Source organism: uncultured Croceicoccus sp., from assembly GCF_947496385.1.
Classification (GTDB): Bacteria; Pseudomonadota; Alphaproteobacteria; order Sphingomonadales; family Sphingomonadaceae; genus Croceicoccus.
The window spans coordinates 341,067-367,634 of sequence record NZ_CANMCP010000002.1 but is presented as its reverse complement, the minus strand read 5'-3'; the positions used below and the strand labels follow the sequence as shown (position 1 = coordinate 367,634).

The following is a 26,568-nucleotide window of genomic DNA, read 5'->3' as shown; positions in this document are numbered from 1 at the left end:
TTTGTCTGCGTGATGGTTCTTCGGTTCGTGGAGAGCACCGACTCACATCCGCCAAGCGCCATAGTTTGGGAAACTGGCGCGACACTCCGGCGCGTCTGGAAGCAGCCTCAAGGCGCATATGGCCGGGCGGCGATTGTCAGGCCGCGCCCGGAGCGATGTTTTTCTGTCTCGAAAGAGCGTGAAGCGGCCGTTCCGCAGGGACCGTTTGCAACGTTCCTCGACGCGGGCATTTCGACCGGTGCCCAACCCTTCCGGACGGAGCGAGCGACCTTCCACCGGTATGTCCTGGTGCAAGGAACGTAAGCGGTCCGCATCCGCCCGTTGCCTCGGACCATCACGCTCAGATGAGCGGCGGTGCGTCGGGGCGGCGGGCCTCCGACGTTCTGCAGGTGAATCGCAAGCGAGCGCACGTCGGATTCCGGCGCGCACGCTGTGGCAAAGAGCGGTGCTGGCGGAATGGCGTTACCGGTTCTCCGAATGCACCGCGGACGTCCGGCATTGCGCGCGGATTGTCTGGAACAAGGCCGTGAATGGCGGGCGGACGCGGCCCCTACATCGGCAATAACGAGTTTTTCACGTCTGAGGCTTACGGCGGCGCTGAGAAGAAGACGGACGATAAGCTTGAAGCGCCAATATAGAGGCCCCGCCGCCTTCGCGGTCGCGGTGCTCGGAACAGCTCTGCCCTTATCCTCGGCCACCGGGCAATCCATTCCCGCGCCGAGCAGGGTCGTGCCCGAGGCGATCGCGCCGCCTTTACCGGAAATCGGGCGCAACACGATCAATCCGCGACGTGCCGAAATCGTCGGGTCGCCTGACCGGGCCGACGATCTTTCGGTGACGCTGTCCTCGATCCATGTCGCGGGACTCCCCCTGCGTTATCGCAAACAGGTCGACGCACTTGTCGCGCCGCTCGTCGGTGCGCGCGTGAAAGTATTGCGGCTCTACGTGCTCGCCCGGGAGATCGAGGCGATTTTCGCGCGTGACGGCCATGTCCTGACCCGCGTGGTCGTGCCGCCGCAAACGCTTGCCGATGGCGGGGATCTGCGGCTGGAAATCGTCGAAGGTTTTATCGAAGGCATCGATACCGGTGGATTGCCGGGCCGCGTGCGCGGCGCGGTGTCCGCCCCGCTGATCCGCTTTGTCAAACGGCCCGGTATCACGCTGCCGGAGATCGAACGACAGCTTCTCCTCGCCGGGCGCGCGGCTGGCGTGACGCTGCGGTCCGCTCTTGTCGCGGGTCAGGAGGCGGGCGGCACGCGCCTCGTACTGGAGGCCGGCTGGAAACCTGTTTCCGGTACCGTGACGATCGATAATCGGCCGGGCGACGTTTACGACAATGCGAAAATCGACAGCCTCGTCGCGATAAACGGCGTGTTGGGTTCGGGGGAGCGGATCTATGGCTATCTCTCGACCGCGCCCGATCTGGCGCTGACCTCCGCGTCGCCGTTGCGCCGGATTTTCGGCGCCGGTTTCGACATGCCGATCGGTCGCGACGGGCTGGTGTTCCATGTCGACGGGATCACCGCCGATATCAATCCGCGCACCCCGGCGCGCGTGGCAAGGCTCGTCGGGACGTTCGACCGGGTCGGGGCGGGGTTGCGCTATCCGGTGGTGCTGCGGCGGCGGGAGCAGCTCGACGTCGATCTGTCGCTGGAGGCTGTACGCGAAATTCAGAGCTTGCCGCAGTTCGCGACGGATCTCAGCCGCGATCGGCTGCGGACCGTGTCGCTCGCGGTGAACTGGCGCAAATCGTGGGGCGCGGCGATGCAAACCGGCTTGCGCGTGGCCGTTGCGCAGGGTCTCAATGCGCTGGGCGCGCGCGATGCAGCCGATGCGGCGGCGTCCGGCATACCCCTGTCCCGGCTCGGCGCACAGCCTGATTATACGGCGCTGCGTTCCGAAGGCGAGCTGTCCGCGCCGCTGGGCAGGGGGTTTCACGGCACCCTTTTCCTTCGTACGCAAATCAGCGCGAGCGGCGCGCTTCCCACCGCCGCGCAATTTTCGATCGATGCGCAGGACGCGGTGGCCGGATACAGCCTTGGCGCGCTGAACGTCGATGAAGGGGCAACGGCGCGTGCCGAGCTGTCGCGCGCGTTTACGCCGGGCCGCTCCTTCGCCGTTTCGCCCTATCTGCTGGCCGCTTATGGGCGCGGGCGGCTCGACCGACCCACCGCGCTGGAGCGGGGGCGGGGCGATGCGTGGTCCCTGGGCGGCGGGATTCGCGCGCGTCTTCCCGGTTCGCTGAATGGCGTGGCGGAGCTTGCCTATGCCGAAGATACGCTGCGCGAGGCGGGCGGCGTGCGCCTCACCGCGAGCCTGAGCCGCAGCTTCTAAGCGGGGCGAGCATCCGATGGATACCCGACCATGACATTGACGAGAACCGCTCTCCTTGCATCCGCCGCGCTGTTGCCCGCAGTGGCCGTGCCCGCCGCCTCGGCGCAGGATCTGCCGACCGGGGGCCGGGTCGTCGCGGGCGATGCCATGATCGGGACGCCCGTGTCGGGCACGATGACGATTACGCAGGCAAGCGAACGGGCCGTTATCGACTGGACAGGCTTCGATATCGCGCAAGGGCGCGGTGTGGTTTTCGACCAGCCGGGCGTCGATGCCATGATCCTCAACCGCGTAACCGGTTCGACAGGTAGCGAGATCGCCGGGACATTGCGGGCCAATGGTTCGGTCTTCATCGTCAATCCCAATGGCATCCGGCTGTCGCCGACCGGACAGGTTCACGCGGCACGGGGGTTTGTCGCCTCCACGCTGGACCTCGCGAACGAGGCCTTCATGTCGGGCGGAGGAATGCTGTCCGGTGCGGGCGACGGCGCCATCGTCAACAATGGCGGCATCACGGTCGGCGAACATGGATTTGTCGGCCTGCTCGGCAATAGCGTGTTCAGTGACGGAACCATCGTCGCGCCGCTCGGCAGCATCACCATCGGGGCCGCAAGCGTCGCGACCCTCGACATTCAGGGGGACGGTTTTCTGCAACTGGGTGTGCCTGCTGCTCCTGCTGCTGGCGGGACGCATGTCGCCGTCGGCATGGCGCAGGCGCAGGACCTTGCCCGCAATGTCGTCAACCTGCCGGGCGAGGCCACTATGGTCGGGGGCAGCGACGGCAATATCGTGCTGATGGGGCAGATCGAGGCGCGCGGCGGCACCGTCACTGTCATTGGCGGGGGCGCGATTACGCTGAACGGCGTGTCGATCGACGTGTCGGGGATGGAGGCCAGCGGCGCGCAGGACGGCGGGGCCGTGCGCATCGGCGGCGACTGGCACGGGGAAGGACCGACGCTGCGCGCGGCGAACCTGCTGGTTGACGGGCAGAGCGTCATTCGCGCCGACGCCGCCGGTGCGGGGGATGGCGGCAGCGTCGTCCTGTGGTCCGATGGCCGCACCGATTTCGCCGGCACGATCTCGGCGCGGGGCGGCGGGGTCGGCGGCGATGGCGGCATGGCGGAGGTGTCGGGCAGGCACATGCTTGCCTATACCGGCGCCGCCGATCTGCGGGCGGTCGCCGGGCGGACCGGCCATCTCCTGCTCGACCCCTACAATATCACCATTTCGAACGGCCCGAACACCGGTCCCGGCTATGACAGCATCATCAACGCGTCAACGCTCGAAAATCAGCTGGAGACCGCGAGCGTCACGATCTCCACCCGCGGCGGCGGGACGCAGGCCGGCGATATTACCGTGGCGGTGCCGCTGGCCTGGGATGCGAACACGCTCACGCTCCTCGCCGCGGGCAGTGTGAACGTCGATGCGGTGATGACCGCCGGAGGCACGGCGAAGCTAGCCGTACTGACCGCAAATGGCGCGCTGAACGTGCGTGGGGGGCGGGTCGATTTCACCGGCACGGGCAACGGACTGTCGATCAACGGTGACCCCTATACGATCATCACCGCACTGGGCGAGGCAGGATCGGCGACCGGAACCGATCTGCAGGGTATCGATGGGCGGCCCGACGGGTTCTACGCCCTGGGTGCCGATATCGACGCATCCGCCACCGCAGGCTGGAACGCAGGCGCTGGATTTGCGCCCATCGGCGGCGGCGCGGCGGAGTTCACCGGCAAGTTCGACGGACTGGGCCATGTGATATCCGGCCTCACCATTCAACGCCCCGATCAGAGCAACGTCGGTCTGTTCGGCACGGCGGCACGCGCGGCGATCGGCAATGTCGGACTGATCAATGCGCAGGTGGCGGGGAACGAGCAGGTCGGCACGCTGGTCGGGCGGTTCTTCAACTCCAACCTGCGCAATGCCCATGCGTCGGGTTCGGTATCGGGCAATTTCTTTGTTGGCGGGCTGGTCGGTTTCGCCTTCAGCGACAGCACCATTCGCGCGGCGTGGAGCGATGTCGCCACATCGGGAGGCGAAGCTGCGGGCGGGATTGCGGGCGGCGCGATCAATGCCTTCGTGTCGGAGGTGCTGTCCACCGGATCGACCAGCGGGAGCGCCCAACTCGGCGGTATTGCAGGCCTCGTCGACAGCAGCACCATCGCCGATGCGCACGCCTCCGGGCCGGTGTCGGGCACATCACGGCTCGGCGGCCTCCTCGGCGGTGCGTATAATGCCACGGTCATCAACAGCTATGCGAGCGGGAGGGTGCAGGGACAAAGCGATACAGGCGGCCTCGTCGGAGTGGACGCATCGCGCCTGATCGCCAGTTCGTACTGGAACACCGAGACGAGCGGCATCGCGGCAAGTGCGTCGCAAGGCGGGGTCGGCAAGACCACGGCGGAGTTGCAGAAGGCGGCGACCTTTGCCGACTGGAGCCTCGACAATGTCGGCGGGCAGGACGCGGTGTGGCGCATTTACGACGGCTATACAGCCCCGCTTCTGAAGGTATTTTTGACGCCCGCGGTCGTCGACGTCACGGGGCAAGGCACCGCCGTCTATGATGGCACGGGCCAGCTCGCCGGGGTGGCCTACGCCTTGCGAGGCGGTTTGAGCACCGGGCCGGTAAAGGGCGGATTGATCGGCAGGACCGATGCCGGCACCTATGCCATCGGGATGGACGGCCTTTATTCTGGACAGCTGGGATACGATCTGATCGGCGGGACGGTGGGGAGACTGACCATCACCCCGCGCCCCCTCACCATCACGGCGGACGCCATCACGCGCATCTATGGCGACGGCAATCCGGCCCTCACCTATGCCATCACCGAAGGAAGCCTCGTCGCCGACGACGCTTTGCGGGGCGCGCTTTCCACCTCCGCCCGCGGCGATAGCGATGTGGGCCGCTATGCCATCGGCGCGGGTACGCTCACCGCGGGGCCGAATTACGCGGTTCTGTTCCGCGGCGGGACGCTGACCATCGCGCCGCGTGCACTCACCGTGACCTATACCGCCGACATGGCAAGCCGCATCTATGGCGATGCCGGGCCGGCGCTCGGCGGGTCTGTCGCGGTGAGCGGCCTTATGGATGGCGATGCACTATCGGGAATTGCCGTATGGCGCACCGATGCGACCGCCCTGTCCGGCGTGGGCCATTATGGGGTGACCGGATCGGGGCTGTCGGCGGGGGGCAATTATGCGCTGAACACCGTCCAGGCCGCGGGCAATGCGACCGCGCTCACCATCGCGAAACGCGCGATCACGGTGGTCGCCGACGACCAGTTCCGCGTTTACGGCGATGCGAACCCGCAGCTCGGCTATAGCGTGACCCATGGCAGCCTGGTCAATGGGGACACGCTTCACGGCGCACTTGCGACAGACGCGAACGTCAGGAGCGATGTCGGGCAATATGTCATCGACGCAGGCGCGCTGTCCGCCGGCGATAATTACGATCTGACCATCGGCAATGGCGTGTTGCGCATCGCCCCGCGTCCGCTCACCATCATGTATGGCGCCAATGCGGCGGAGCGGATTTACGGGGACGCAAATCCCCCGCTTTCCGGCGAAGTGACGGTCATCGGCCTCGTCAATGGCGATCTGTTGTCGGGAACGGCGGACTGGACAACCGATGCGGGAATACGCAGCGATGTCGGACCGTACCGCGTGACGGGCTCCGGCCTCGACGCAGGCGGCAATTACAGCGTCACTCGATTACAGGCGGATGGAAACGACCGCGCACTGACCGTGAACAAACGCGTGCTCTACGTGGCGGCCGACGATGCCATCCGCCTCGAAGGGGAGGGCATTCCGCCGCTCGGCTATACGATCACCGCCGGCAATCTGGTGAACGGCGACGTGATGACCGGTGCGCTCGCGACCGACCCGATGGCCGCACGCAGGGCAGGGGACTACGCCATCCTTCCCGGCACGTTGACGGTTTCGGGAAATTACGATCTGCAGTTCAGCGCCGGCACATTGTCCGTGCTGGCCCGGCCGGCAACGATCCCCGCGCGGGAGGTTGCAAGCCACGGCAGGATCGGTCAGTTGCCTGCGAATGATCGGGATACCCTCGATTTCTGCAACACGCTCGCCCCCTGCGCCTCGGTTGCGGGCGCCGCGGGCGATGCCGATCGGGAACAGGTCGACGCAGGATCATAGACGGCGGCAGGCTGCCGGTCCGTTCCCGGCCGTCGTAATGGCAGGCTTCCATCAGGCATTGGTTGCCATCGCGTTTGGAACGCGATCGCGCCGAACCGCAAGATCGGTCGGGCAATATCCCCGAACCCGCGCCAGGATGGTGTCGCCACGATGGAGCGGACAGTGACGACAGCACTTCAAAATTACCGAGACCGGATGAAACGGGCGCTCGATAATATCGATCGGCATCTCGACGATCCGCTGGATCTCGACACGGTCAGTGCTGTCGCGGCGTTTTCGAAGTTTCATTTCCACCGGCAATTTACCGCGACTTTCGGACTATCCGTGCATCGCTACGTGCAGCTTGGCCGGATGAAGCGCGCGTCGTTCCGGCTGGCCTATCGTCACGATCACAGCGTGACCCGGATCGCGATGGATGCCGGTTACGACGCCCCCGATGCCTTTGCCCGCGCCTTTCGGCAGCGCTTTGGGCAGTCGCCGTCATCGTTCCGGAAAGCACCCGACTGGGAGCCGTGGCTTGCCGCCTTCGGGCCTCTCACCAACGCGAGGAGCAAGATCATGCACCAGCCTTTTGATGCAAGCGACGTCACGATACGGGAGGCAGACGCCGTTCCGGTGGCGATCATGGAGCACCGCGGACCACCGAACGAGATCGGGGCGACCATTCGGCGGTTCATCGCCTGGCGAAAGGCAAACGGCCTTCCCCCGCGGAGGAGCAGGACGTTCAACATCTTCCATTCCGATCCAGGCGATACCGATCCTCGCGATTATCGCATGGATCTGTGCGCAGCGACGGAGCAGGTTTTCGACGCGGACGAGCACGGCTTGGTGGCCGGGATCATACCGGGAGGACGCTGTGCCGTATTGCGGATCGTCGGGCATACTGACGATCTGGAATCCGCGGCCCTCTATCTCTATCGCGACTGGCTTCCGCAAAGCGGTGAGGAGGCGCGAGACTTCCCGCTTTATTGCGAGCGCATCGCGTTCTTTCCCGACGTGCCTGAACCAGAGGCAATCGCCGACCTTTTCCTCCCGCTCAGATAGCGGCAGGCAACGCGCGGCCCGCCTCCAATCGGCTGGGGTAGCGCTCTGCAGGGAGCGGACGGGCGCATCCTGACTCTGTGGGTCGACGCCATGTCTGCCTTTCGCGATCAATTCACGCGACAATTTCGGCATCGGGACCAGCCGCGTGCAGAGAGGCGCTCGTCCAGCTTGCGCGCATATCTGTGCCGCAGAGACGAAGATCGGGATCAAGCCGGCGGGGCGATTGGGCCGCATGCGAAATGGCACGCGAAGGCCGGGATCGAGACTTGCATCCTGCCCGTTCGTCCACAGCCCTACAGCCGGGATATGGCCGCGACGTGCTGCGCTATGCCCGGGACGAAGCCGCAAGTGTCTTGGCGGCCAATGCCGATCGGCGCTTCCAAGCCCGCGCCCACCGCGATCGAAGCATCGCGACATCGCTCAACAACGAAAAATGAAAATGGTCGGGGAGACAGGATTCGAACCTGCGACATCCTGCTCCCAAAGCAGGCGCGCTACCGGGCTGCGCTACTCCCCGAACCGGGATGGCCTTAAAAGAGCGCGCGGGCAGGCGGCAAGCGATTTCTTTGACCGTGTGCAGAGCGGCGCCGCCGCAGGCGTCAGAAAATTGGTGGGCCCGGCAGGATTCGAACCCGCGACCTAGCCGTTATGAGCGGCCAGCTCTAACCGCTGAGCTACAGGCCCGTTGGGGGAGAGCGGGTAACGTTCCCCCGCCGGTTTGGCAAGCGGCTTTGGCCCGGGCATGCCGCGCGGCACGATACGGCGCGATCCGCCATAGGGCGCGATAAATTGCGACAGGTCGCGGATCATTGCGGCAAATCGCGTTCGCCCGCGTTGCAATGGGAAACAATTTTGCGTAGCAATCCGTTTGTTACGGCATATGGCGGTTCGGCCGCTCGCTTATTGCCCGCCATGGGCGAATCATTCCAATATGGCGAAACGCAACACGCCATGGGCCATCGAAGAGGTTTGTCCGCCACATGATTCATGATGAAATCGACCGTCGCCTGCTTGCCGAATTGCAGGAAGAAGGGCGCATCACCAATGTCGAGCTGGCGCAGCGCGTCGGCCTGACCGCGCCGCCGTGCCTGCGCCGGGTTCGCGCGCTCGAGGAACGGGGCGCCATTCGCGGCTATCACGCCGATCTCGACCCGGCCGCGCTCGGCTTTACCATCACCGTGTTCGCGATGGTCAGCCTCAAGAGCCAGGCGGAGGAATCCCTTCGCGCGTTCGAGGATCAGATGGCCGAATTGCCCGAAGTGCGCGAATGCCACATGCTCAACGGCGAGATCGACTTCATCGTGAAGATCGTCAGCCGCGATCTGCAGAGCTTTCAGGAATTTTTGACGAGCAAGCTCACGCCCACGCCCAACGTCGGCAGCGTGAAGACCTCGCTCGTCATTCGTTCGTCGAAGGTAAAGCCGGGCGTCCCGCTGGAATAGGACGCCCGGGCCGATGCGGGGCGGCGCCTATTCCTCGCGCTGCTCCATCCATTCTTCCAGCCATTTGATGGTGTAGTCGCCGGTCTGGAAATCGTCCTGCCGGATCAGCGTTTCGTGAAGCGGGATCGTCGTCTTCACGCCCTCGATCACCATTTCGCCCAGCGCGCGTTTCAGGCGCATGATGCACCCTTCGCGCGTGCGGCCATACACGATCAGCTTCGCAATCATCGAATCGTAGAACGGCGGAATGCGATAGCCGGCGTAAAGCCCGCTATCGACGCGCACGTGCATCCCGCCCGCGGCGTGATAGCTCGTCACCTGTCCCGGCGATGGGGCAAAGCTGCGCGGATCCTCGGCATTGATCCGGCATTCGATCGCATGCCCGGTAAAGCGCACCTCGTCCTGCGTTACGGAGAGCGGTTCGCCCGCCGCGATGCGGATCTGTTCGCGCACGAGGTCGAGGCCCGTAATGGCCTCGGTCACCGGATGTTCGACCTGCAGCCGGGTGTTCATCTCGATGAAGTAGAACTCGCCGTTTTCCCACAGGAATTCGATCGTGCCCGCGCCGCGATAGCCCAATTCGGCCATCGCGTCGGCGCATGTGCGGCCCATGCGATCGCGATCGGCGTCGCTGATCACGGGGGAGGGCGCTTCCTCGAGCACTTTTTGATGCCGCCGCTGAAGCGAGCAATCACGTTCGCCGAGGTGGATGGCATTGCCATTGCCATCGCCGAACACCTGAAACTCGATATGGCGCGGATTGCCTAGATATTTCTCGATATAGACGGTGGAGTCGCCGAACGCGGATTTCGCCTCCGACTTGGCCTGGCTCATGAGGCTGGGCAGTTCGTCGGCGTTCTGCACGACTTTCATGCCGCGCCCGCCGCCGCCCGATGCGGCCTTCACCAACACCGGATAGCCGATCTCCTCGGCAAGTTGCAGTGCCTCTTCCGCCGTTTCGACCGCGCCGTCGCTGCCGGGGACGAGCGGCAGGCCGAGTGCGCCCGCGGTACGTTTGGCCTCCACCTTGTCGCCCATCGTGCGGATATGCTCGGGCTTCGGCCCGATCCATGCGATGTCGTGAGCCTCGACGATTTCGGCGAATTTGGCGTTTTCGGACAGGAAGCCGTAACCGGGGTGGATCGCGTCCGCCCCGGTGATTTCGGCCGCCGAAATGATCGCCGCCATGTTGAGATAGCTGTCCGTCGCGGACGGCGGGCCGATGCACACGGCCTGATCGGCCAGCCGGACATGCATGGCATCGGCATCCGCGGTCGAATGCACGGCAACCGTTTCAATGCCCATTTCCTGCGCCGCGCGATGCACGCGCAGGGCGATTTCGCCGCGATTGGCGATGAGTATCCGGGTTATCGCCATGAAAGCCTCAATCGACCACGACGAGCGGCTGATCGAATTCGACCGGCTCCGCATCGCCGACGAGGATCTGGCTGACCGTGCCGGCGCGCGGGGCGGGGATGGCGTTCATCACCTTCATCGCCTCGACGATGAGCAGGGTTTCGCCTGCCTTCACCTTGCTGCCGACCGCGATGAACGGCGCGGCGCCCGGCTCTGCGGAGAGATAGGCCGTGCCCACCATCGGCGATTTGACCGCGTCGACCGGCGTGCCGGGCAATTCGGCCTGTTCCGCCGGAGCGGTACCGGCGGATTGCGCGCCGACCGCTGGTGCGGCGGCGGCCGGCGCGGGGGCCATGGCGTAGGCGCCAGCGGGCGCGGCGCGCGAAACGCGGATTTTCCGGCTGCCTTCCTCGACCTCGATTTCGGTAAGATTGGTATCGTTGAGCATGTCGGCCAGTTCGCGCACGAGCGCGCTGTCGATGTTCATGCCCGAATTCTCGGCGGTTTTCTCGCCCATGAAAGTCCCTCGCTGTAAATCCAGCCTGTCAAAGTCTGGCGCTATGCGCGCCGAAAATCGCAATGACAAGGGGGCGGCGCCGGTACGCACCGCCCCGAGGGTCTGTTCGCGCCTAGTCGACGCCCTTCACCTTGCCCCACTGGCGCGCCGCGGTATAGCCGAGATAGCCCGTCCCGAAGAGCGCATAGAGCGGTTCGGGAAGCCCGTTGAGATAGCTTGTCATGCCATTGCCGATCGCATGCGCCGTCGCGGGATTGAAGGCGCCGATCACGCCCATGGGGATGGCGAACAGGATGATGAGATACATGACGTAGAGAAATCCGGGTCGCGCCCGGCTGGTCCATGGGTCGGGCGATTGCGCCTCGGTGACGATCGCCGAAAGCCGCGCCTCGATCTGCTTGAGCTCGTGATCCGCTTCGAGGCTCAGGAGTTCCAGCTTGGCCCGGTCGCGGGCTTCCTTGTCGGGGATGACCTTGTCGATGATGCGGGTGATGGGCCCGATGAGGGATTCGAGAATGGGCATGGCTGCGCTCCTTTGCCGATGGACGCTGGATCGCTAGAATGGTTATATGCTGTAGGAAAATAAAACCATATAGGTTAACTATTTAGATGTCGGGCAGTTCCTGCTCTGCAAAACCCCATCCCGCCAACGCGTCGTCTTCGGCCCGCCGCAACAACCGATCTGCGTCATCGATTGAAAACGGGTGCGCATCCTTGGCATCGTTCAACGCGTCCCAGGTGATCGGCACCGCGACGGGCGCCCCGCTTCGTGCCCGGGCGGAATAGGGCAGCACCGCCGTCGCCCCGCGCTGATTGCGGAGCCAGTCGATGAAAATGCGGCCCTTACGCTTGGCCTTGCTCATCGTCGCGACGAAGCGATCGGGTTCGGTCAGGGACAGCGCCTCGGCAAAGCGGCGGGCGAAATCCTTGTGCGCGTCCCAACCGTGCGCCGGCGATAGCGGAACGACGACATGCACGCCTTTGCCGCCCGAAAGCATGGGAAAGCTGACGAGGCCGATATCGGCCAGCCGGTCGCGAATATCGCTCGCGGCTTTTTTTACGTCGGCAAAATCCACGGCCTCATCGGGGTCGAGGTCGAAGATCATGCGGTCGGGCGCTTCGACATCGTCGGTGCGGCTGCCCCAGCCGTGAAATTCCACGCTTCCCATCTGCACGCAGGCCAGAATGCCGGCGTCATCCTCCAGATAGAGGTAATCCTCCATCCCGCCGTCCTTTTCGGCGATGGCGACGGCGTGCACATGCGGCCCGAACGCGCCGCTGTCGTGTTTTTGAAAAAAGCATTTCTTTGCGCGGCCCCGCGGGCAGCGCACGAGGCTTATTGGGCGCCGTGCGGCAAACGGCAGCATGAGCGGGGCGATCGCCGCATAATAATCGGCAAGCTCGCCCTTCGTCTGTCCGCTATCGGGAAAGACGATGCGCGAGCGGCTGGAGATCTCGACCGGATGCGGCGCGGGCGGTGGGGCGGCGGCGGTTTCGGGCCGCACCTCACCGGCATCCTTGTCCTCGCGAAGGGCGAGGAAGCTGCCGTGACGTACCTTCCCATCCGCGGTGAACTCGGCGAAGGCGACTTCGGCAACGAGTTTCGGCGTCACCCAATGCGCGCCGCGCGCGTCGGTTTTCGCGACCGTGAGCGGCGGCGTCTTGCGCGCGATCCGCTTCATTTGTGACGAAAGATCGTCGAGCGTATCGGCGTCGAAGCCTGTGCCGACCTTGCCCTTGTACTGCAATTCGCCGCCTTCGTTCTGCGCCAGCAGCAAGGAGGCGAACGGGCGTCCCTTCGCCTTTGATTCGCTATACCCCACGATGACGAACTCCTGCCGCCGCGTGCACTTCACCTTGACCCACGCCTTGCTGCGCGCGTGGCGATATTTCGCGTCGATCCGTTTCGAGATGATGCCTTCCTGCCCGGCATCGCACATGGTCCGATACAGCCGCTCGCCCGCGCCGATGACATGATCGGCGACATGCACCGGCGGCGCGGCGTGGCGCAGAAGCGCTTCCAGCCGCTCCTTACGCTCGATATTGGGGAGCGCAGCCAGATCCTCGCCGCCACTCGCGATCAAATCGAAGGCGTGGAACGAGAGCGCATCGCCATCCCCCTGCGCCCCGGCCCCGCGTTTCAGCACGGATTGCAGCGCCGAAAAATCGGGATTGCCATCCTTGCCATAAGCCACGATTTCCCCGTCGAGCAGCGATGGCGGAAGGTCGAGCGCCGCAATATGCGCGGCGAGCGGTCCAAATTTGTCGGTCCAGTCCTTTCCGCTGCGCGTATAGATCGTCACCGCGTCACCCGCCGCCGCGACGATGGCACGATAGCCGTCGAACTTGATCTCGTGCATCCAGCCATTGCCGGTCGGAACCGCGTCGACCAGCGTGGCAAGCTGCGGCTTGGCAAAGGCGGGCGGTTTCGCATCGGGATTGCGCCGCGTTCGGGCGCGTTTCTGGCCGCCCGTCTTTTCATCACCGCCGCCGGATTTCGGGTCGGCATTCGCGGCGATTTCGGCCATGGAACGCCCTGTCGATACGCTGGTGAGGCAACGCTCGACGAGCGGATCGCCGCTCTGCGCATGCGCATCTTCGATCTTGCGCAGCAGCCAGTTTTCGCGGCGTTCGCCCTTGCGCGGGTTCATCCGGACGAGCAGCCATTCGCCCTTCATCCGCTCGCCCGACAGGATGAAATGCAGATGCCCGTCGGCAAGGTCGTCCGCGCTCTTCCCCTCGACAGGTGCCCATGTTCCGTGGTCCCAGATCATGACCGTGCCACCGCCATATTCGTCGTCCGGAATGGTGCCCTCGAACGCGGCATAGGAGAGTGGGTGATCCTCGGTCCGGACCGCCAGCCGCTTTATATCGGGGTCGGGCGAGGGGCCCTTGGTCACCGCCCAGCTTTTCAGAACGCCATCGCTCTCCAGCCGCAGATCCCAGTGCAGGCGGGTCGCATCGTGTTTCTGAACGACGAAACGATTGCCGCCCGGCGCGCCCGCATCGCCGGTGGGCTCGGCGGTCCTGCTGAAATCGCGCTTCGCGTTATAGTCGGCGAGCGGGTCGGATGGTTTTGTCATCGGCGTTCGCGCGGCGCGGTGCCGTCGTCCTGTGACAATCGTCGATCGGGACCCATGTGCCGTTCGAGAATGCGAAGGAGCCTCAGCATCACGATCGAAATGATCGTCGCGACCAGCACGAGCGGCCATTGCGCCGCCCCGCAAGCCACCCCGATGATCGCGGCAAGCCAGAGATTGGCGGCGGTGGTGATATTGTGCAATTGCCCACGCGAAAATACGATCAACCCGGCACCGACGATACCGATGAACGAACCCGCCGCCTCGAACAGGCGAAGGGGGTCCATTCGTTCCGGACCGAGTTGCAGATAAAGGGCAATGATCGAAACGGTCGCCGCCGCGGAGGTAAAGCAGATCAGCCCATGCGTGCGCATTCCGGCCGCATGCCCCCGCAATTCGCGATCCAGCCCCAGGACGAGGCCGAGCACCGCCGCGACGCCCAGCCGCAGCATCAATTGCCAGTCAAGCCATTGGAGCGCGATCGATGGGTTGAGTTCCATGGTCGTCCCGCCGTTCAGGCGCTCTTCTTGCGCGATGTCTTCTTCGAAGGCGATTTGCCATCATCGTCGCCCACCGATTTCTTCAACGCGGCCATGAGGTCGATGACATTGCCGCCCTTGCCGCTTTCCGGCTTCTCGACATCCTCTAGGATCTTGCCGCCCTTGTCCTTCGCCTTCTTCTCGATCAGCCGCTCGAGCGCGTCGGCGTAGCGGTCGTGGAATTCCGACGGATCGAACGGCGCGCTCTTCTTCTCGATCAGTGTCGTGGCGAGTTCGAGCAATTCGTCCTCGGGCTCGTCCTCGCCGATTTCGCCGAAAAAGGCCTGACCCTTGCGGACCTCGTCGGCATAGCGCATCGTTTCGAGCAATATCCCCTTGCCGCAGGGTTTGAGCGCGACGAGCAATTCCTTGCCGCGCACCGAAATCTGCCCCAGCGCGACCTTCTTCGTCTGTCGCAGCGCGTCGCGCAGCACGACATACGCATCCATCGCCAGATCGTCCGCAGGCACCACGAAATAGGGTTTCTCGTAATAGAGGGCGTCGATGTCATGCGCGTCGACAAACTGAACGAGTTCCAGCGTCTTGCGGCTTTCGACCTTCGCCGCCTCGATCTCCTCATCGTCGAGGAGCACGTAATTGTCTTTCGAAATTTCGTAGCCGCGAATGATGTCGTCGCGGTCGATGGGGCCGATGCCCTGCACGATCTTCTCGTAATTGATCGGCTTGCCGCTCGGTTCGTGGATCTGGCGAAAGCTGATCTTCGACCCCGATTTGACGGCGGTATAGATTTCCACCGGAATCGATACCAGCGCGAGCCGGATCTGACCCTTCCAATAGGCGCGTGCGGCCATTGTCGTCTCCCCTTCGTTCGAAGGGAAAGCGCATCAGGCGCGATTCGGTTTCCATCGCGGCGCGCGGGCCCGCTTCCCACGCGCGAGTACGCGGCGGGTGGGGCATTCAGACGGCGATGATGAAAGGAAATTTTGGTCGGGACGAGAGGATTCGAACCTCCGACCCCCACACCCCCAGTGTGATGCGCTACCAGGCTGCGCTACGTCCCGACCGGAACGGCGCCAATAGCGGGGCGCGGATCGCTTGGCAAGGCTTGCGGGACAGAATATGCGATATGGCTCACGGACCATCGGGCGACGGCACCGGGCGGGGGGCGCATTGCCACGCCTGTGCAATGCTGCTAATCGCCGCGCCCTGGACGCTGGCGGTGCCGTGATGGCGCCGTCCCGAGCCATTTCATTTCTGATCGAAAGAAGCCGGTAAACCGTGAACAGTTCCCTGCTCATCCTCGCCGCGGCGCCCGCCGCCGCCGGACCGCCCGCCTTCATGAACCTCATCCTGCTGGCCGCGATGGGCCTCATTTTCTGGTTCCTCGTCTTCCGCCCGCAGATCAAGCGGCAGAAGGCGCATCAGGCCAAGATCGCCGGATTGCAGCGTAACGACCGCGTCGTGACCGCAGGCGGGCTCGTCGGCAAGATCACGAAGCTGGACGATGATTTCGTCGAGATCGAGATTGCCCCCAACGTCCGGGTTCAGGCCGTGCGCCAGACCATCGGCGACGTGATGCCCAAGGGCGGCGTCAAGCCCGCCAACGACTGAGACCGCCCATGCTCGATTTCCCGCGCTGGAAAGTCATCTGGCTCTCCGCGATTACCGCGATCGGGGTGTTCTTCGCCCTGCCGTCGCTCGTTTCCATCGCGGGCGGGACCTGGCCCGATGCGCTGCCCGATCCGGAGGTCAATCTCGGCCTCGATCTCGCAGGCGGCAGTCACATCCTGCTGGAGGCGGATACGGGGCAGGTGCGCGGGCTTCGGCTCGAATCGATGGAAGAGGACGTGCGCCGCGTCCTGCGCGAGGCCGATGACGAAGTCGAGATCGGCGATATTTCCCGCAGCAACGGGCGCCTGTCCTTCATGGTGCAGGACGCCGATCAGGTCGACGCCGCGCGTGAGGCGCTGCTGCCGCTGACCGATGGCGCGGGGCTTACCGGACAGCGCGACTGGACCATCAACGTGGTCGATGGCACGCGTTTCATTGTCGTCCCGACCGAGGCGGGGCTGGAGCAGGGTGTCGAGCTGGCGATGGACACCGCCACCGATGTCGTGCGCCGCCGCATTGACGAGCTTGGCACGCGGGAGCCCACGATCATCCGGCAGGGCGACAATCGCATCGTGGTGCAGGTCCCCGGCCTCGACGATCCGCAACAGTTGAAGGATCTTCTGGGGCAGACGGCGAAGCTTGAGTTCAAGCTGGTCGATGGTTCCGCGGCGCCGGCCGATCTGGCGCAGGGTATCGCCCCTCCGGGCAGCGAGATCCTGAACTTTGCCGCCGGTGGTCAGCAGACCGGCCCGATCGCGGTACGCCGGCTGGGCGGAATTCAGGGCGACAACCTGACCGACGCGCGGCAGGGCTACGATCAGAACGGCGCCCCCGTCGTCAATATCACCTTCAACCAGGAAGGCGGGCGCAAGTTCGCGCAGCTGACCACCGATAACGTCAACAAGCCGTTCGCCATCATCCTCGACGGCGAGGTGTTGTCGGCGCCCAATATCAACGAACCGATCCTCGGCGGATCGGCGCAGATCAGCGGCAATTTCACCGTCGACAGCGCGAATGCGCTCGCCATCTCGCTGCGCTCCGGCGCGCTGCCGATCGATCTTCAGATCGTGGAGGAGCGCACCGTTGGCCCGGATCTCGGCGCCGATTCGATCCGCAAGGGTCTGCTCGCGCTGATCGTGGGGGGCGCGGCGGTCATGGCGTTCATGTTCGTGAGCTATGGCCGGTTCGGCATCTACGCCGACATCGCCATCGTGCTCAACGTGTTGATTATCCTCGGTATCATGGCGATTCTCGGCTCCACCCTGACGCTGCCGGGGATTGCCGGCTTCGTGCTGACCATCGGTACGGCGGTTGATGCCAACGTGCTCATCAACGAACGCATACGCGAGGAACGCCGCCGCGGTCGCCGCGTGGTGCAGGCGGTCGAGGTCGGCTATCGCGAGGCGCAGCGCGCCATTCTCGATGCGAACATCACCAATTTCATCGCGGGCGTGCTGTTGTTCCTCTTCGGCTCCGGGCCGATCCGCGGGTTTGCCATCGTGTTGATCATCGGCATCGTCACCTCGGTCTTCACCGCCGTCACGCTGACCCGCATGTGGGTGGCAAGCTATCTGCGGAAAAACCGCCCCGCCGAGCTGAATATCTAAGGGACGTGCCATGAAACTGCTCAAACTCGTTCCCGACAATACGAATATCCGCTTCCTGCGGTTGCGCGTGCCGTTCTACATCGTCTCGCTGCTGCTGATGGCGGCGAGCTGGGCGCTGGTGGCGACGAACGGGCTCAACCTCGGCGTCGATTTCGTCGGCGGGCAGATGATCCGCGCGACCTTCACCGAAACGGCGGAGGCACCGGTCGCCGAATTGCGACGCAGCATCGGCGGGCTCGGCTATGGCGACCCGGTGATCCAGCGTTTCGGACAGCCGAACGAGGTGTCGATCCGCATGCGCCTGCCCGAAGGGACCGGCCCCGATTCCACCACGCTCGCCGACCGCATGACGCAGGACATCACCCGCGCCATGGAGACGGAGCATCCCGACGTGCGCATCGACGGCGTCGATTCGGTGTCGGGCAAGGTGTCGGAGGAGCTGTTTTCCACCGGGATGTATGCGCTGCTCGCCGCGATGGTGGCGATTGCCATCTATATCTGGGTCCGGTTCGAGTGGCAGTTCGGCGTGGGGGCGCTTTTCGCGCTGATCCACGACGTGTCGCTCACCATGGGATTTTTTGCGATTACGCAGCTGGAATTCGACCTCAATATCGTGGCGGCGATCCTTGCCATCATCGGCTATTCGCTGAACGATACGATCGTGGTGTATGACCGCATCCGTGAAAACCTGAAGAAATATCGCCGGATGCCGATGGAGGAACTGCTCGATCTGTCGGTCAATGAAACGCTGTCGCGCACGGTGGTCACCTCGCTTACGACGCTGACCGTGCTGACGGCGCTGCTCGTTCTCGGGCCGCAGGCGACCTTCGGTTTCGCGGCGGCGATCGCGCTGGGTATTTTCGTGGGCACCTATTCCTCGATCTACATGGCGGCGCCGATCCTCATCTGGCTGAAGGTCGATTCCAACAGTTTCGTGCCGAAGGAAAGCGCAACCGACCGCCAGGAACGGATCGTCCGGGGCGAGGGCTGAGCGCTCAAAAAGGTCAGCGCGGGCCGGGCAGCTCGTCCGGCGCGCGGACATCGGCGAGCGTTTCGGCCTCGTCGATGGTCATGTCGCATTTCGTGATGACGCTGAGCACGCCATTGGTTTCGAGGATGACCCAGTTGGCATCCTCGAACCGGGTGATCCCCTTCTGACGCAGGGCACCGCGCAGCTCCTCGGGTGAAATGCGCGTGCGGCGCATCGCGTCCTCCAGCACGCGGCCCTTGTGCAGCAGCAGCGTCGGCGAGGCCTCGGCCAGTTTCGAGACCATCCCCCCGCGCAGCACGAGCAAGGTCGTCGCATATTGCATGAGGCCCAGCACGACGATGCCCAGCACGGCGTCGGCAAAGGAGATATCCCGGCTCAATATGCCGGACGCCGCCAGCGCGCCGACAGTGACCGTGATGATCCAGTCGAAATTGTTCATCTGTCCCGTGGTCCGCTTGCCCAATATGCGGACGAAGGCGACGATGCCGATGAAGAAGAACACACCGCCGAGCGCCACCTCGGCTAGGCGGGGCCAGTCGCTGATCCAGTCGTTCGGTTCGAAAATCGGTCCGTCTCCTTCGCCATTGGGAACGAGCGTGGACCGGTTTGGGTCCGGTCAGTCGGCGCGCAGCACGCCGCGGGCGATGCGGTCCGCGTCCGATCCCGGCGGCGCATCGGGCAGGGCGCCGAAATCCACGATATACACGGGCGGCGGGGCATAGCCGAATTTCGAGGTCACGGAGAATGCGAGGCAGGGCGGCATGCCGTCGACATCGACCACATCCGGAACACCGAGGTTGCGCGCCTCGGGCGAGGTGGGGTTGCGCATGGTGAAGGAGGCGACACGCTGATCCCGGACAACCGGGGCGCAAACGACGATTTCATCGCCGCTTGACGGCTTGCACGGGGCGGGGGCGGGCGGGAGCGCCATCGCCTTTTGCCGGGCGAGCATGGCGTCGATATCGGCGGGCGTATTCTGCGCGAATGCCGCGCCGGCGCCGCCATGCCATAGCGTGAGCACCAGTGCGGCGCCCGCGCGTTTCACAATTTACGGACCAGCATGACGGCGACCGCCACCCATGCGGGATTGGTCACGACCGTCTGCCGCTGCCCGGCGCCGGTGGGCAGGATGGCGACCGATTGCGCATCGCGGTCGATCATCCGGCCGAACACGAATCGCCCGCCGGGGCGCGGGACCAGCACGTCGCGATTGATCGCACGCGGCGTCTCCGCATCGTCCATCGCGCGCAGCCAGACCTGATCGCCGGCGCGATATTCCCCGGCGCTGGCCGATACCTCCATCACGGTCAGCTTCGCCTCGCCCAGGAGCGATGCCGGTGCGATCGCCTCCCGCGGGGAGGACAGCGGTTCGGCGCCGCTATCGGACAGGCGCGCCACCACCATCGTCGCCTCGCGCGCCTCGCTCGTGAGCAAGGTCTGCGGCTCCACCTTGAGCGCGGCGGCAATGCGATTGAGCCAGTCGATGGACAGCGTGCGCATTCCGGTTTCCAGCCGGCCGACCGTCTGCGGCGTGGTGGGCGGATCGCACCGCTCGGCGAGGTCGGCCAGGGTCAGGCCCTGCTGCTTGCGTATGGCGCGGATGCGATTGATCATGCCGGGTGACTACCACCATCGCGACGAACCGCACAGGTTTTATTTTCCTACAGCATTGAACCGGGTCCATTCCGCTCCCGCCGAACGAAAGGGAGACATGACATGGCAGGCGAATATGCGAATCGCGAGCTGACGAGCGAGGGGCCGCGCCGGACCGGCGGGATCGGGCGCCGGGCACGCGGGGTGACGGTCAACCTGCGCGAATCGCCTATCGCCTGGCTGCATTCGCGCGGCCATCTCGACGAACGGCAATCCGATGCGGGCGAGCGGCTGCGCGCCGATTACGAGCGGGCGCAGCTCGCCCCGTCCGTCACGATGAGCTGGGACCCGGTGCGGATCAAGGGGAGCGGCGACAATGGCCTGACCCCGACGGAAAAGCAGATGTCGGCCAGGCGCCGCTTTGACGAGGCCACCGCGGCCGCCGGGCCGGGGCTCGCCGATGTGCTGTGGCGCGTGGTGTGTGCGGGCGAAACGCTTCCCGATGCGGAGAAGGCGCTGGCCTGGCCTGCGCGCAGCGGGAAGCTCGTGCTGAAACTCGCGCTCGACCGGGTGGCGGGCTATTACCGGATACCGGGCTGAGACCTCAGCCCAGCGCCTCCACCTCCTCGGCGAGTTCGAGCCAGCGTTCCTCGGCCGCGTCCTTTTCCTCGCGCTTTTTGTCGAGCGCGGCGGTCAGCGCGGCGAAACGGTCCGGATCGCTGCTATACAGATCGGGGTCGGCGAGCGCGGCCTCGTCCTCGGCCATCGCCAGCTCCAGCGCCTCGATCCGCTCCGGCAGCAATTCGTAGTCGCGCTGATCCTTGTAGGACAGCTTCGTCTTGCGCTGCGGCGGGGGAGGGGGCGGCGGGGCGGCGGGCTTCGCGGCCTTGGCCTGCCGGGTGCGATCCTCGCGCTTGGCTTCCCAGTCGGCATAGCCGCCGACGACGATATCCACCGTGCCGCTCCCGTCGAGGCCGAGCGTGAGGTTCACCGTCCGGTCGAGGAAATCGCGATCGTGGCTGACGATGAGGACGGTCCCGTCGTAATCGGCGATGACCTCCTGGAGCAGGTCGAGCGTTTCGAGATCGAGATCGTTGGTCGGCTCGTCGAGCACGAGCAGGTTCGATGTCCGCGCGAATTCACGGGCGAGCAACAGGCGCGAACGTTCGCCGCCCGACAGCGTGCCGACCCTCGCGTCGGCAAGGCCGGGATCGAACAGGAATTCCTTCAGATAGCCCTGAATATGCTTGCGAACCCCCCGCACGTCGATCCAGTCGCCCCCTTCGGCCAGCACGTCGCGCAGGCGCTTTTCATCGGACAGCAGGCTGCGCTGCTGATCGATCATCACGCCCGACAGCGTTTTCGCCAGCGTGACGGTGCCGGTGTCCGGCGCAATTTCACCCGTCAGCATTTTGAGCAGCGTGGTCTTCCCCGCGCCGTTGGAACCGACGATGCCGATGCGGTCGCCGCGCTGAATCCGCAGGTCGAAATCGCGGATGATCGTGCGGTCGCCATAGGATTTGGAGACGTTTTCGGCGGTGATGACCGCCTTCGTCTTCGTTCCGTCGGCCACGATGGCGAGCTTCGCCTGCCCCTGCGGCTGCACCATGGCGGCGCGGGTGGCGCGCATCTGGTGCAGCTTTTCGAGGCGGCCCTGATTGCGCTTGCGCCGGGCGGTGACCCCGCGTTCGAGCCAGTGCGCCTCGATCTTGAGCCGCGCGTCCAGCCTTTGTGCCGCGCGCGCCTCGTCGGCATAGACCTTTTCCTCCCACGCCTCATACCCGCCGAAACCGACCTCGTTGCGGCGCAGGCTCTTGCGATCGAGCCACCATGTCGCGCGGGTCAGGCGGGTGAGGAAGGTGCGGTCGTGGCTGATCGTGACGAACGCGCCCTTGTACCGGTTGAGCCAGTCCTCCAGCCAGTCGATCGCGGCGAGGTCAAGATGGTTGGTCGGCTCGTCGAGAAGCAGCAGATCCGGATCCATCGCCAGCGCGCGGGCAATGGCGGCGCGGCGCTTTTCACCGCCGCTCGCGCTGTGCGCCTCGCGCTCCATGTCGATGCCGAGCTGGCCGGCGATGGCCTCCACCTCGTGGCGCTGCGGCGCGTCGTCCCCGCCGAGCGCATAATCCATGAGGGATGCGCAACCGGTGAAGTCGGGTTCCTGCTCCAGCATGACGACGCGCGTGCCGGGCTGTATCGTGCGCTTGCCGCGATCCGCCTCGATTTCGCCGGCGATGAGCTTGAGCAGCGTGGTCTTGCCCGCGCCGTTCCGCCCGATCAGCGCGAGCCGGTCGCGCGGGAGCACGTGCAGGTCGAGCCCGCCATCGCCATCGCCCGTGCCGGGACCGCCGAACAGCCAGCCGCCCCCTTGTTGCAGGCCGAGGCCTTCCCAGCTCAAAATCGGTGCCTGTGCCATGGGCTTGCAGCTAATCGCGCCGTTCATCTTGCGCAAGCGGTGATCATGCTATCATCATCGAGTCACGGAACGATTTCATGATATCGAACCGTCCGTAATCTGGAGAATGATGCTCATGCGCAAACCCGTATTCCTGTTCGCCGCGCCCGCCATGGCGGTTGCCGCCCTGTCCGGCGGCACGATCTCCGCCCATGCGGCCGAGGTGCAGTTGCAGGCCAGCGGCCCCGTCGTCGAACTCGGCGTGAGCGAAACGGTGCTTGCCGATCCCGACATGGCGACCGTTGGTGCGGGCGTCACCACCCGCGCACCCACCGCCAGCCAGGCGATGCAGGAAAACGCGCGCAAGATGACCGCCGTGGTCGAGCGGATCGCCGCGCTCGGCATTCCGGACGACCGGATCCAGACGACCGGCATCTCGCTCAACCCCCGGTATAATTACCGGAACGACGACGTGCCGCAGTTCCTGGGCTATGACGCGACGAACAACGTGCGGATCGAGCTTCGCGACATGGAGCGTGTCGGCGCGGTGCTCGACGCTCTGGTCGAGGCGGGTGCGACCAATCTTTCCGGCCCGGATTTCGGGCTCATCGACCCGAAGAGCGCCCAGGCGCAGGCCCGCCGCGCCGCGTTCGAGCGCGGGATGACCCAGGCGACCGAGCTTGCACGGATGGCCGGCTATACCGGTGTGCGCCTGCTTTCGGTCGAGGAAGCGGTGAGCGAGAACCGCCCGATGCAACGGGACATGATCGTCGTCACCGGCAGCCGAACGGAGGCCGCCAGCAGCCCTGTAAAACCGGGGCAGGTGGGCACGGCGGTCATGCTGACCCTGAAATATGAAATGACGCGATAGGGGCGGGCACGACGCGGACGCGGCAATATTCAGATTGCGTTCAATGGCTTGATACTAACACGGCGACCATCATGACAATTCGCACATCCCATCGTCCCCGCTTCGCCATGCGCGCGCCCGTGGCCGCCGTGCTGGTCGCCGTGTCATGCCTTTCGCTTGCCGTCCCCGCCCATGCGGAGCAGGGGAAGCGCGACGGGCAGGGCGAGGCCCGCCGCGAATTGCGGGCCGGCAACGTGCACACCCTGCGCGAAATCGAATCGCGGGTCCTGCCGCGGATGAAGGGGATGGATTATCTCGGCATGGATGAATTTTCCGCCAATACCTATCGCCTGAAATTCATCCGCAACGGGCGCGTGGTATTCGTCGATGTCGATGCGCGCACCGGGAATATCGTCAATATCATGCGCTGAACCCGGCCGGTTCCGGGCGTGCGATGCGACGTTGCAATGCGCTTGACCGGACCTTTCCGCTCTTTCATCTGTTCATGTCACGAACCGCCCGCCTTTCGCGGGGGCATGAACGGGGAACATGCATGCGTATCCTGATCGTCGAGGACGAACCCACTCTTGGTCAGCAATTGAAGACCACGCTCGAGCAGACGGGCTATGCCGTGGATCTGTCGGTCGATGGCGAAGACGGGCATTTCATGGGCTCGACGGAGGAATATGACGCGGTCATCCTCGACCTCGGCCTTCCCGAGATCGACGGGCTGACCGTGCTGGGCATGTGGCGCAAGGAGGGCAAGACCTTTCCCGTGCTGGTCCTCACCGCGCGCGACAGCTGGTCCGACAAGGTGGCCGGGCTCGATGCGGGCGCCGACGACTACCTTGCCAAGCCGTTTCAGACAGAGGAGCTGATCGCCCGGCTGCGCGCGCTCATCCGCCGTTCGACCGGCAATGCGACGAGCGAGCTCATCGCTGGCAAAGTGCGGCTGGACACGCGCTCGGGCCGGGTCACGCTCGACGGGGAGCCGGTGAAACTCACCGCGCAGGAGTACAAGCTGCTGTCCTATCTCATGCATCACAAGGGCAAGGTCGTCAGCCGCACCGAATTGATCGAACATATCTATGATCAGGATTTCGACCGCGATTCCAATACCATCGAAGTGTTCGTGACCCGTATTCGCAAGAAGCTGGGCGCGGATGTCATCACCACGATCCGTGGCCTTGGCTACAGTCTCGACGATCCCGCCGACGCTCCGCGCGGGTAAGGGCGCGAAGGATCGCGTCGAAGGGCCGTCGGGCGATGCGTCCACGGCCCTGACCGACACGCGTGCGCGCCTCCCGCGGGCGCACACGGGATCGCTCTCGCGGCGCATGATGCTGATCGCGCTGGCGTGGATCTCGATCCTGCTGCTGGCGGGCGGCGTGGCGCTCGACCGGACGCTCAATTCCTATGTCACGCGCAGTTTCGACGAACAGCTCGAATATATCCTGACCGCGATGGTCGCGTCGGCCGAAATCGGGCCGGACGATGCGGTGTGGTTTTCGCGGCCCTTGGGGGATCAGCGTTTCCTGGAGCCGGGGAGCGGCCTCTACTGGCAGATCGTCGGCGAAGGGCACGAGGATTATCTGTCGCGATCCTTGTGGGACAGGCAATTGCCGGTGCGCGAGACCGACAGCATGGACCCGGTCATCTTCGATTCCGCCACGTTCGAGAATGAACCGCTGCGCGTGATACAGCGGCCCATCATCCTTCCCGGCAGCGATACGACATGGTGGTTCACCGTGGCCGCGTCGCGCGGCGAGCTGAATGCACAGATCGGGCGGGTGCGCTCGATCCTCATCTACAGCTTCGTCGTGCTGGGCTTTGGCCTGATCGTGATGGCCGCGTTGCAGACATGGCTCGGCCTGTCGCCCCTGCGCGGGATCAGGCGCGCCATCCATCGCATCCGCGTGACCGGCGTGCCGCGGGTGGAGGAACCGCTCCCGCTCGAGGTGCAGCCGATGGTGGACGAACTGAATGCCCTGCTCGCCCATTCGCAGCGGCAGGCCGAGGAGGCGCGCACCCATGCCGGCAATCTTGCCCATGCGCTCAAGACGCCTCTCACGGTCGTGAACAATGCCGCCGCCGCCCGCGCGCCCGATCTCGACGAGGTGGTCAAGCGCGAGGCCGCGATCATGCGGCGGCAGGTCGATCACCATCTCGCCCGCGCCCGCGCCTTGGGCCGCAGGGTCAGCGGGCTTGCGCGCGCCGACGTGCGCGGCGCGGCGGACGCGGTGGAGCGGGTGGTGGGCCGGCTCTATCCTGACGTGCGGTTCGACATCGACGGTGCCGATACCGCCATGGTCGCGCTGGAACGGCAGGATCTCGACGAATTGCTCGGCAATCTGGTTGAGAACGCGGCCAAATATGGCGGGGGCAGCGTGTTCGTCACCGTCGATGCGGTGCCCGATGGCGAATTGTGCGAAATATGGATCGAGGATGACGGCATGGGCATTCCCGATCCCGAGCGTATCCGTATATTCGACCGGGGCGCCCGGCTCGACACGAATAAGCCGGGCACGGGTCTCGGTCTCGCGATCGTGCGCGACGTGGTGGAAATCTACGGCGGTGAGGTCGCGCTCGAGGAAAGCGAGGATCTGGGCGGGCTGCTGGTCCGGCTGGCCCTGCCGCGCGCGGGATAAAAGGCGCGCGGGCGAAGGCCTGCGCCGATTATTCGCCGCGGGCCTGCTGATGATGGCGGATGACCTCGTCGATGATGAAGCGCAGGAATTTCTCGCTGAATTCCGGGTCGAGATCGGCATCCTCGGCCAGTGCGCGCAGGCGGGCGATCTGCTTTTCCTCGCGCGCGGGGTCGGCGGGGGGCAATTCGGCCTTCGCCTTGAACTCGCCGACGGCCTGCGTGATGCGGAACCGTTCGGCCAGCATGTGCACGAGCGCTGCATCGATATTGTCGATGCTGCGGCGGTAGGCGGACAAGACGTCCGTTGGCGAGCGGCCGCCCTCGGCTTGCGCCTGTTTCGATGTCTGTTTCGATCCGGTCATGCCTCGCGTCTTACCAAGCCCTTGCCCGCTGGCAAGCGCATTGCGGCGATGCCCGGTCGCGGGGCGCCGCCGTTCCGGCGC

The 26,568-nt window shown here is 65.0% G+C and carries 24 protein-coding genes and 3 tRNA genes; 13 read left to right on the top strand and 14 right to left on the bottom strand.

Annotation, left to right across the window (positions count from 1 at the left end):
* The first annotated feature begins 621 nt into the window (after positions 1-621).
* The 4 genes from Q0897_RS05640 to Q0897_RS05625 all read left to right on the top strand — a co-directional run bounded on the left by Q0897_RS05640 (position 622) and on the right by Q0897_RS05625 (position 7,973).
* On the top strand, positions 622-2,334 hold the full coding sequence (locus tag Q0897_RS05640; protein WP_299308112.1) for a ShlB/FhaC/HecB family hemolysin secretion/activation protein: 1,713 nt from the start codon (positions 622-624) through the stop codon (positions 2,332-2,334).
* Between the two features lie 30 nt (positions 2,335-2,364).
* On the top strand, positions 2,365-6,492 hold the full coding sequence (locus Q0897_RS05635) for an MBG domain-containing protein (RefSeq protein ID WP_299308110.1): 4,128 nt from the start codon (positions 2,365-2,367) through the stop codon (positions 6,490-6,492).
* A gap of 195 nt (positions 6,493-6,687) precedes the next feature.
* A complete protein-coding gene (locus tag Q0897_RS05630) occupies positions 6,688-7,536 on the top strand; it encodes an AraC family transcriptional regulator (protein WP_299308109.1) in 849 nt (282 codons plus the stop codon).
* Positions 7,537-7,775: 239 nt separating this feature from the next.
* Positions 7,776-7,973 (top strand): hypothetical protein, encoded by a 198-nt coding sequence (locus tag Q0897_RS05625; protein WP_299308108.1) that lies wholly within the window; start codon positions 7,776-7,778, stop codon positions 7,971-7,973.
* Positions 7,974-7,976: 3 nt separating this feature from the next.
* On the opposite strand, the gene Q0897_RS05620 is transcribed toward Q0897_RS05625, so the two are convergent.
* Positions 7,977-8,053: transfer RNA gene (locus Q0897_RS05620), tRNA-Pro, on the bottom strand.
* 91 nt (positions 8,054-8,144) lie between these two features.
* Positions 8,145-8,220 (bottom strand) — tRNA-Ile (locus Q0897_RS05615).
* A gap of 296 nt (positions 8,221-8,516) precedes the next feature.
* On the opposite strand from Q0897_RS05615, the gene Q0897_RS05610 reads away from it, so the two are divergent.
* Positions 8,517-8,978, top strand: a complete 462-nt coding sequence (locus Q0897_RS05610; RefSeq protein WP_202085694.1) for an Lrp/AsnC family transcriptional regulator — start codon at positions 8,517-8,519, stop codon at positions 8,976-8,978.
* Positions 8,979-9,005: 27 nt separating this feature from the next.
* Here the strand turns inward: Q0897_RS05610 and accC are convergent, their stop codons facing one another.
* The 7 genes from accC to Q0897_RS05575 all read right to left on the bottom strand — a co-directional run bounded on the left by accC (position 9,006) and on the right by Q0897_RS05575 (position 15,492).
* Positions 9,006-10,355, bottom strand: coding sequence for an acetyl-CoA carboxylase biotin carboxylase subunit (accC, locus tag Q0897_RS05605; RefSeq protein ID WP_299308105.1), 1,350 nt, complete (start codon positions 10,353-10,355; stop codon positions 9,006-9,008).
* A gap of 7 nt (positions 10,356-10,362) precedes the next feature.
* Positions 10,363-10,851 carry an acetyl-CoA carboxylase biotin carboxyl carrier protein gene (gene accB / locus Q0897_RS05600; RefSeq protein ID WP_299308103.1) on the bottom strand — a complete coding sequence of 163 codons (489 nt, stop codon included), beginning with the start codon at positions 10,849-10,851 and terminating at the stop codon, positions 10,363-10,365.
* Positions 10,852-10,963: 112 nt separating this feature from the next.
* Positions 10,964-11,374: a holin family protein gene (locus tag Q0897_RS05595; RefSeq protein ID WP_299308101.1), complete on the bottom strand. Its 411-nt coding sequence runs from the start codon at positions 11,372-11,374 to the stop codon at positions 10,964-10,966.
* A gap of 82 nt (positions 11,375-11,456) precedes the next feature.
* Entirely contained in the window at positions 11,457-13,934 is a 2,478-nt protein-coding gene (gene ligD, locus Q0897_RS05590) for a DNA ligase D (protein ID WP_299308100.1), read from the bottom strand.
* Positions 13,931-14,431, bottom strand: a complete 501-nt coding sequence (locus Q0897_RS05585) for an MgtC/SapB family protein (protein ID WP_299308099.1) — start codon at positions 14,429-14,431, stop codon at positions 13,931-13,933. The genes ligD and Q0897_RS05585 overlap by 4 nt, the downstream gene beginning before the upstream one ends.
* 14 nt (positions 14,432-14,445) lie before the next feature.
* Positions 14,446-15,282: a Ku protein gene (locus tag Q0897_RS05580; protein WP_299308097.1), complete on the bottom strand. Its 837-nt coding sequence runs from the start codon at positions 15,280-15,282 to the stop codon at positions 14,446-14,448.
* Between the two features lie 133 nt (positions 15,283-15,415).
* Positions 15,416-15,492, bottom strand: a tRNA-Pro gene (locus Q0897_RS05575).
* A gap of 217 nt (positions 15,493-15,709) precedes the next feature.
* On the opposite strand from Q0897_RS05575, the gene yajC reads away from it, so the two are divergent.
* The 3 genes from yajC to secF are packed head-to-tail and all read left to right on the top strand — an operon-like array spanning position 15,710 to position 18,640.
* Positions 15,710-16,042: a preprotein translocase subunit YajC gene (yajC, locus tag Q0897_RS05570; protein ID WP_236672228.1), complete on the top strand. Its 333-nt coding sequence runs from the start codon at positions 15,710-15,712 to the stop codon at positions 16,040-16,042.
* 8 nt (positions 16,043-16,050) lie between these two features.
* A complete protein-coding gene (gene secD, locus Q0897_RS05565) occupies positions 16,051-17,649 on the top strand; it encodes a protein translocase subunit SecD (protein WP_299308095.1) in 1,599 nt (532 codons plus the stop codon).
* A 10-nt stretch (positions 17,650-17,659) separates the two neighbouring features.
* Positions 17,660-18,640: a protein translocase subunit SecF gene (gene secF, locus Q0897_RS05560; RefSeq protein ID WP_299308094.1), complete on the top strand. Its 981-nt coding sequence runs from the start codon at positions 17,660-17,662 to the stop codon at positions 18,638-18,640.
* Positions 18,641-18,653: 13 nt separating this feature from the next.
* Here the strand turns inward: secF and Q0897_RS05555 are convergent, their stop codons facing one another.
* The 3 genes from Q0897_RS05555 to Q0897_RS05545 form a co-directional block, all read right to left on the bottom strand.
* Positions 18,654-19,157: a YetF domain-containing protein gene (locus Q0897_RS05555; RefSeq protein ID WP_299308092.1), complete on the bottom strand. Its 504-nt coding sequence runs from the start codon at positions 19,155-19,157 to the stop codon at positions 18,654-18,656.
* Positions 19,158-19,256: 99 nt separating this feature from the next.
* Positions 19,257-19,685, bottom strand: coding sequence for a hypothetical protein (locus Q0897_RS05550; RefSeq protein ID WP_299308091.1), 429 nt, complete (start codon positions 19,683-19,685; stop codon positions 19,257-19,259).
* Positions 19,682-20,254 (bottom strand): helix-turn-helix transcriptional regulator, encoded by a 573-nt coding sequence (locus tag Q0897_RS05545; RefSeq protein ID WP_299308090.1) that lies wholly within the window; start codon positions 20,252-20,254, stop codon positions 19,682-19,684. The genes Q0897_RS05550 and Q0897_RS05545 overlap by 4 nt, the downstream gene beginning before the upstream one ends.
* 102 nt (positions 20,255-20,356) lie before the next feature.
* Here Q0897_RS05545 and Q0897_RS05540 point away from each other — a divergent pair, with 102 nt between their 5' ends.
* On the top strand, positions 20,357-20,833 hold the full coding sequence (locus Q0897_RS05540) for a DUF6456 domain-containing protein (RefSeq protein ID WP_299308088.1): 477 nt from the start codon (positions 20,357-20,359) through the stop codon (positions 20,831-20,833).
* A 4-nt stretch (positions 20,834-20,837) separates the two neighbouring features.
* Here the strand turns inward: Q0897_RS05540 and Q0897_RS05535 are convergent, their stop codons facing one another.
* Positions 20,838-22,649 (bottom strand): ABC-F family ATP-binding cassette domain-containing protein, encoded by a 1,812-nt coding sequence (locus Q0897_RS05535; protein WP_299308087.1) that lies wholly within the window; start codon positions 22,647-22,649, stop codon positions 20,838-20,840.
* 115 nt (positions 22,650-22,764) lie between these two features.
* Here Q0897_RS05535 and Q0897_RS05530 point away from each other — a divergent pair, with 115 nt between their 5' ends.
* From Q0897_RS05530 to Q0897_RS05515, 4 genes are all read left to right on the top strand, one after another.
* Positions 22,765-23,499 carry an SIMPL domain-containing protein gene (locus Q0897_RS05530; RefSeq protein WP_299308086.1) on the top strand — a complete coding sequence of 245 codons (735 nt, stop codon included), beginning with the start codon at positions 22,765-22,767 and terminating at the stop codon, positions 23,497-23,499.
* 71 nt (positions 23,500-23,570) lie between these two features.
* Positions 23,571-23,909, top strand: a complete 339-nt coding sequence (locus tag Q0897_RS05525; RefSeq protein WP_299308084.1) for a PepSY domain-containing protein — start codon at positions 23,571-23,573, stop codon at positions 23,907-23,909.
* 122 nt (positions 23,910-24,031) lie between these two features.
* Complete coding sequence (locus Q0897_RS05520; protein WP_299308082.1) at positions 24,032-24,709, top strand: response regulator transcription factor; 678 nt, start codon at positions 24,032-24,034, stop codon at positions 24,707-24,709.
* 106 nt (positions 24,710-24,815) lie between these two features.
* Positions 24,816-26,126, top strand: coding sequence for an ATP-binding protein (locus Q0897_RS05515; RefSeq protein ID WP_299308176.1), 1,311 nt, complete (start codon positions 24,816-24,818; stop codon positions 26,124-26,126).
* A 28-nt stretch (positions 26,127-26,154) separates the two neighbouring features.
* On the opposite strand, the gene Q0897_RS05510 is transcribed toward Q0897_RS05515, so the two are convergent.
* A complete protein-coding gene (locus tag Q0897_RS05510; RefSeq protein ID WP_299308081.1) occupies positions 26,155-26,487 on the bottom strand; it encodes a chorismate mutase in 333 nt (110 codons plus the stop codon).
* Positions 26,488-26,568: the final 81 nt, after the last annotated feature.

What these genes read in the sequence shown, in the direction of transcription:
- Q0897_RS05635 (WP_299308110.1), top strand. Translation starts at nt 2,365, where the DNA reads ATGACATTGACGAGAACCGCTCTCCTTGCATCCGCCGCGCTGTTGCCC.
- Q0897_RS05510 (WP_299308081.1), bottom strand. Translation starts at nt 26,487, where the DNA reads ATGACCGGATCGAAACAGACATCGAAACAGGCGCAAGCCGAGGGCGGC.
- Q0897_RS05630 (WP_299308109.1), top strand. Translation starts at nt 6,688, where the DNA reads ATGAAACGGGCGCTCGATAATATCGATCGGCATCTCGACGATCCGCTG.
- Q0897_RS05610 (WP_202085694.1), top strand. Translation starts at nt 8,517, where the DNA reads ATGATTCATGATGAAATCGACCGTCGCCTGCTTGCCGAATTGCAGGAA.
- Q0897_RS05515 (WP_299308176.1), top strand. Translation starts at nt 24,816, where the DNA reads ATGATGCTGATCGCGCTGGCGTGGATCTCGATCCTGCTGCTGGCGGGC.
- Q0897_RS05545 (WP_299308090.1), bottom strand. Translation starts at nt 20,254, where the DNA reads ATGATCAATCGCATCCGCGCCATACGCAAGCAGCAGGGCCTGACCCTG.
- Q0897_RS05595 (WP_299308101.1), bottom strand. Translation starts at nt 11,374, where the DNA reads ATGCCCATTCTCGAATCCCTCATCGGGCCCATCACCCGCATCATCGAC.
- Q0897_RS05535 (WP_299308087.1), bottom strand. Translation starts at nt 22,649, where the DNA reads ATGGCACAGGCACCGATTTTGAGCTGGGAAGGCCTCGGCCTGCAACAA.
- accB (WP_299308103.1), bottom strand. Translation starts at nt 10,851, where the DNA reads ATGGGCGAGAAAACCGCCGAGAATTCGGGCATGAACATCGACAGCGCG.
- secF (WP_299308094.1), top strand. Translation starts at nt 17,660, where the DNA reads ATGAAACTGCTCAAACTCGTTCCCGACAATACGAATATCCGCTTCCTG.
- Q0897_RS05525 (WP_299308084.1), top strand. Translation starts at nt 23,571, where the DNA reads ATGACAATTCGCACATCCCATCGTCCCCGCTTCGCCATGCGCGCGCCC.
- accC (WP_299308105.1), bottom strand. Translation starts at nt 10,355, where the DNA reads ATGGCGATAACCCGGATACTCATCGCCAATCGCGGCGAAATCGCCCTG.
- Q0897_RS05530 (WP_299308086.1), top strand. Translation starts at nt 22,765, where the DNA reads ATGCGCAAACCCGTATTCCTGTTCGCCGCGCCCGCCATGGCGGTTGCC.
- Q0897_RS05585 (WP_299308099.1), bottom strand. Translation starts at nt 14,431, where the DNA reads ATGGAACTCAACCCATCGATCGCGCTCCAATGGCTTGACTGGCAATTG.
- Q0897_RS05540 (WP_299308088.1), top strand. Translation starts at nt 20,357, where the DNA reads ATGGCAGGCGAATATGCGAATCGCGAGCTGACGAGCGAGGGGCCGCGC.
- Q0897_RS05625 (WP_299308108.1), top strand. Translation starts at nt 7,776, where the DNA reads ATGGCACGCGAAGGCCGGGATCGAGACTTGCATCCTGCCCGTTCGTCC.
- Q0897_RS05520 (WP_299308082.1), top strand. Translation starts at nt 24,032, where the DNA reads ATGCGTATCCTGATCGTCGAGGACGAACCCACTCTTGGTCAGCAATTG.
- secD (WP_299308095.1), top strand. Translation starts at nt 16,051, where the DNA reads ATGCTCGATTTCCCGCGCTGGAAAGTCATCTGGCTCTCCGCGATTACC.
- ligD (WP_299308100.1), bottom strand. Translation starts at nt 13,934, where the DNA reads ATGACAAAACCATCCGACCCGCTCGCCGACTATAACGCGAAGCGCGAT.
- Q0897_RS05580 (WP_299308097.1), bottom strand. Translation starts at nt 15,282, where the DNA reads ATGGCCGCACGCGCCTATTGGAAGGGTCAGATCCGGCTCGCGCTGGTA.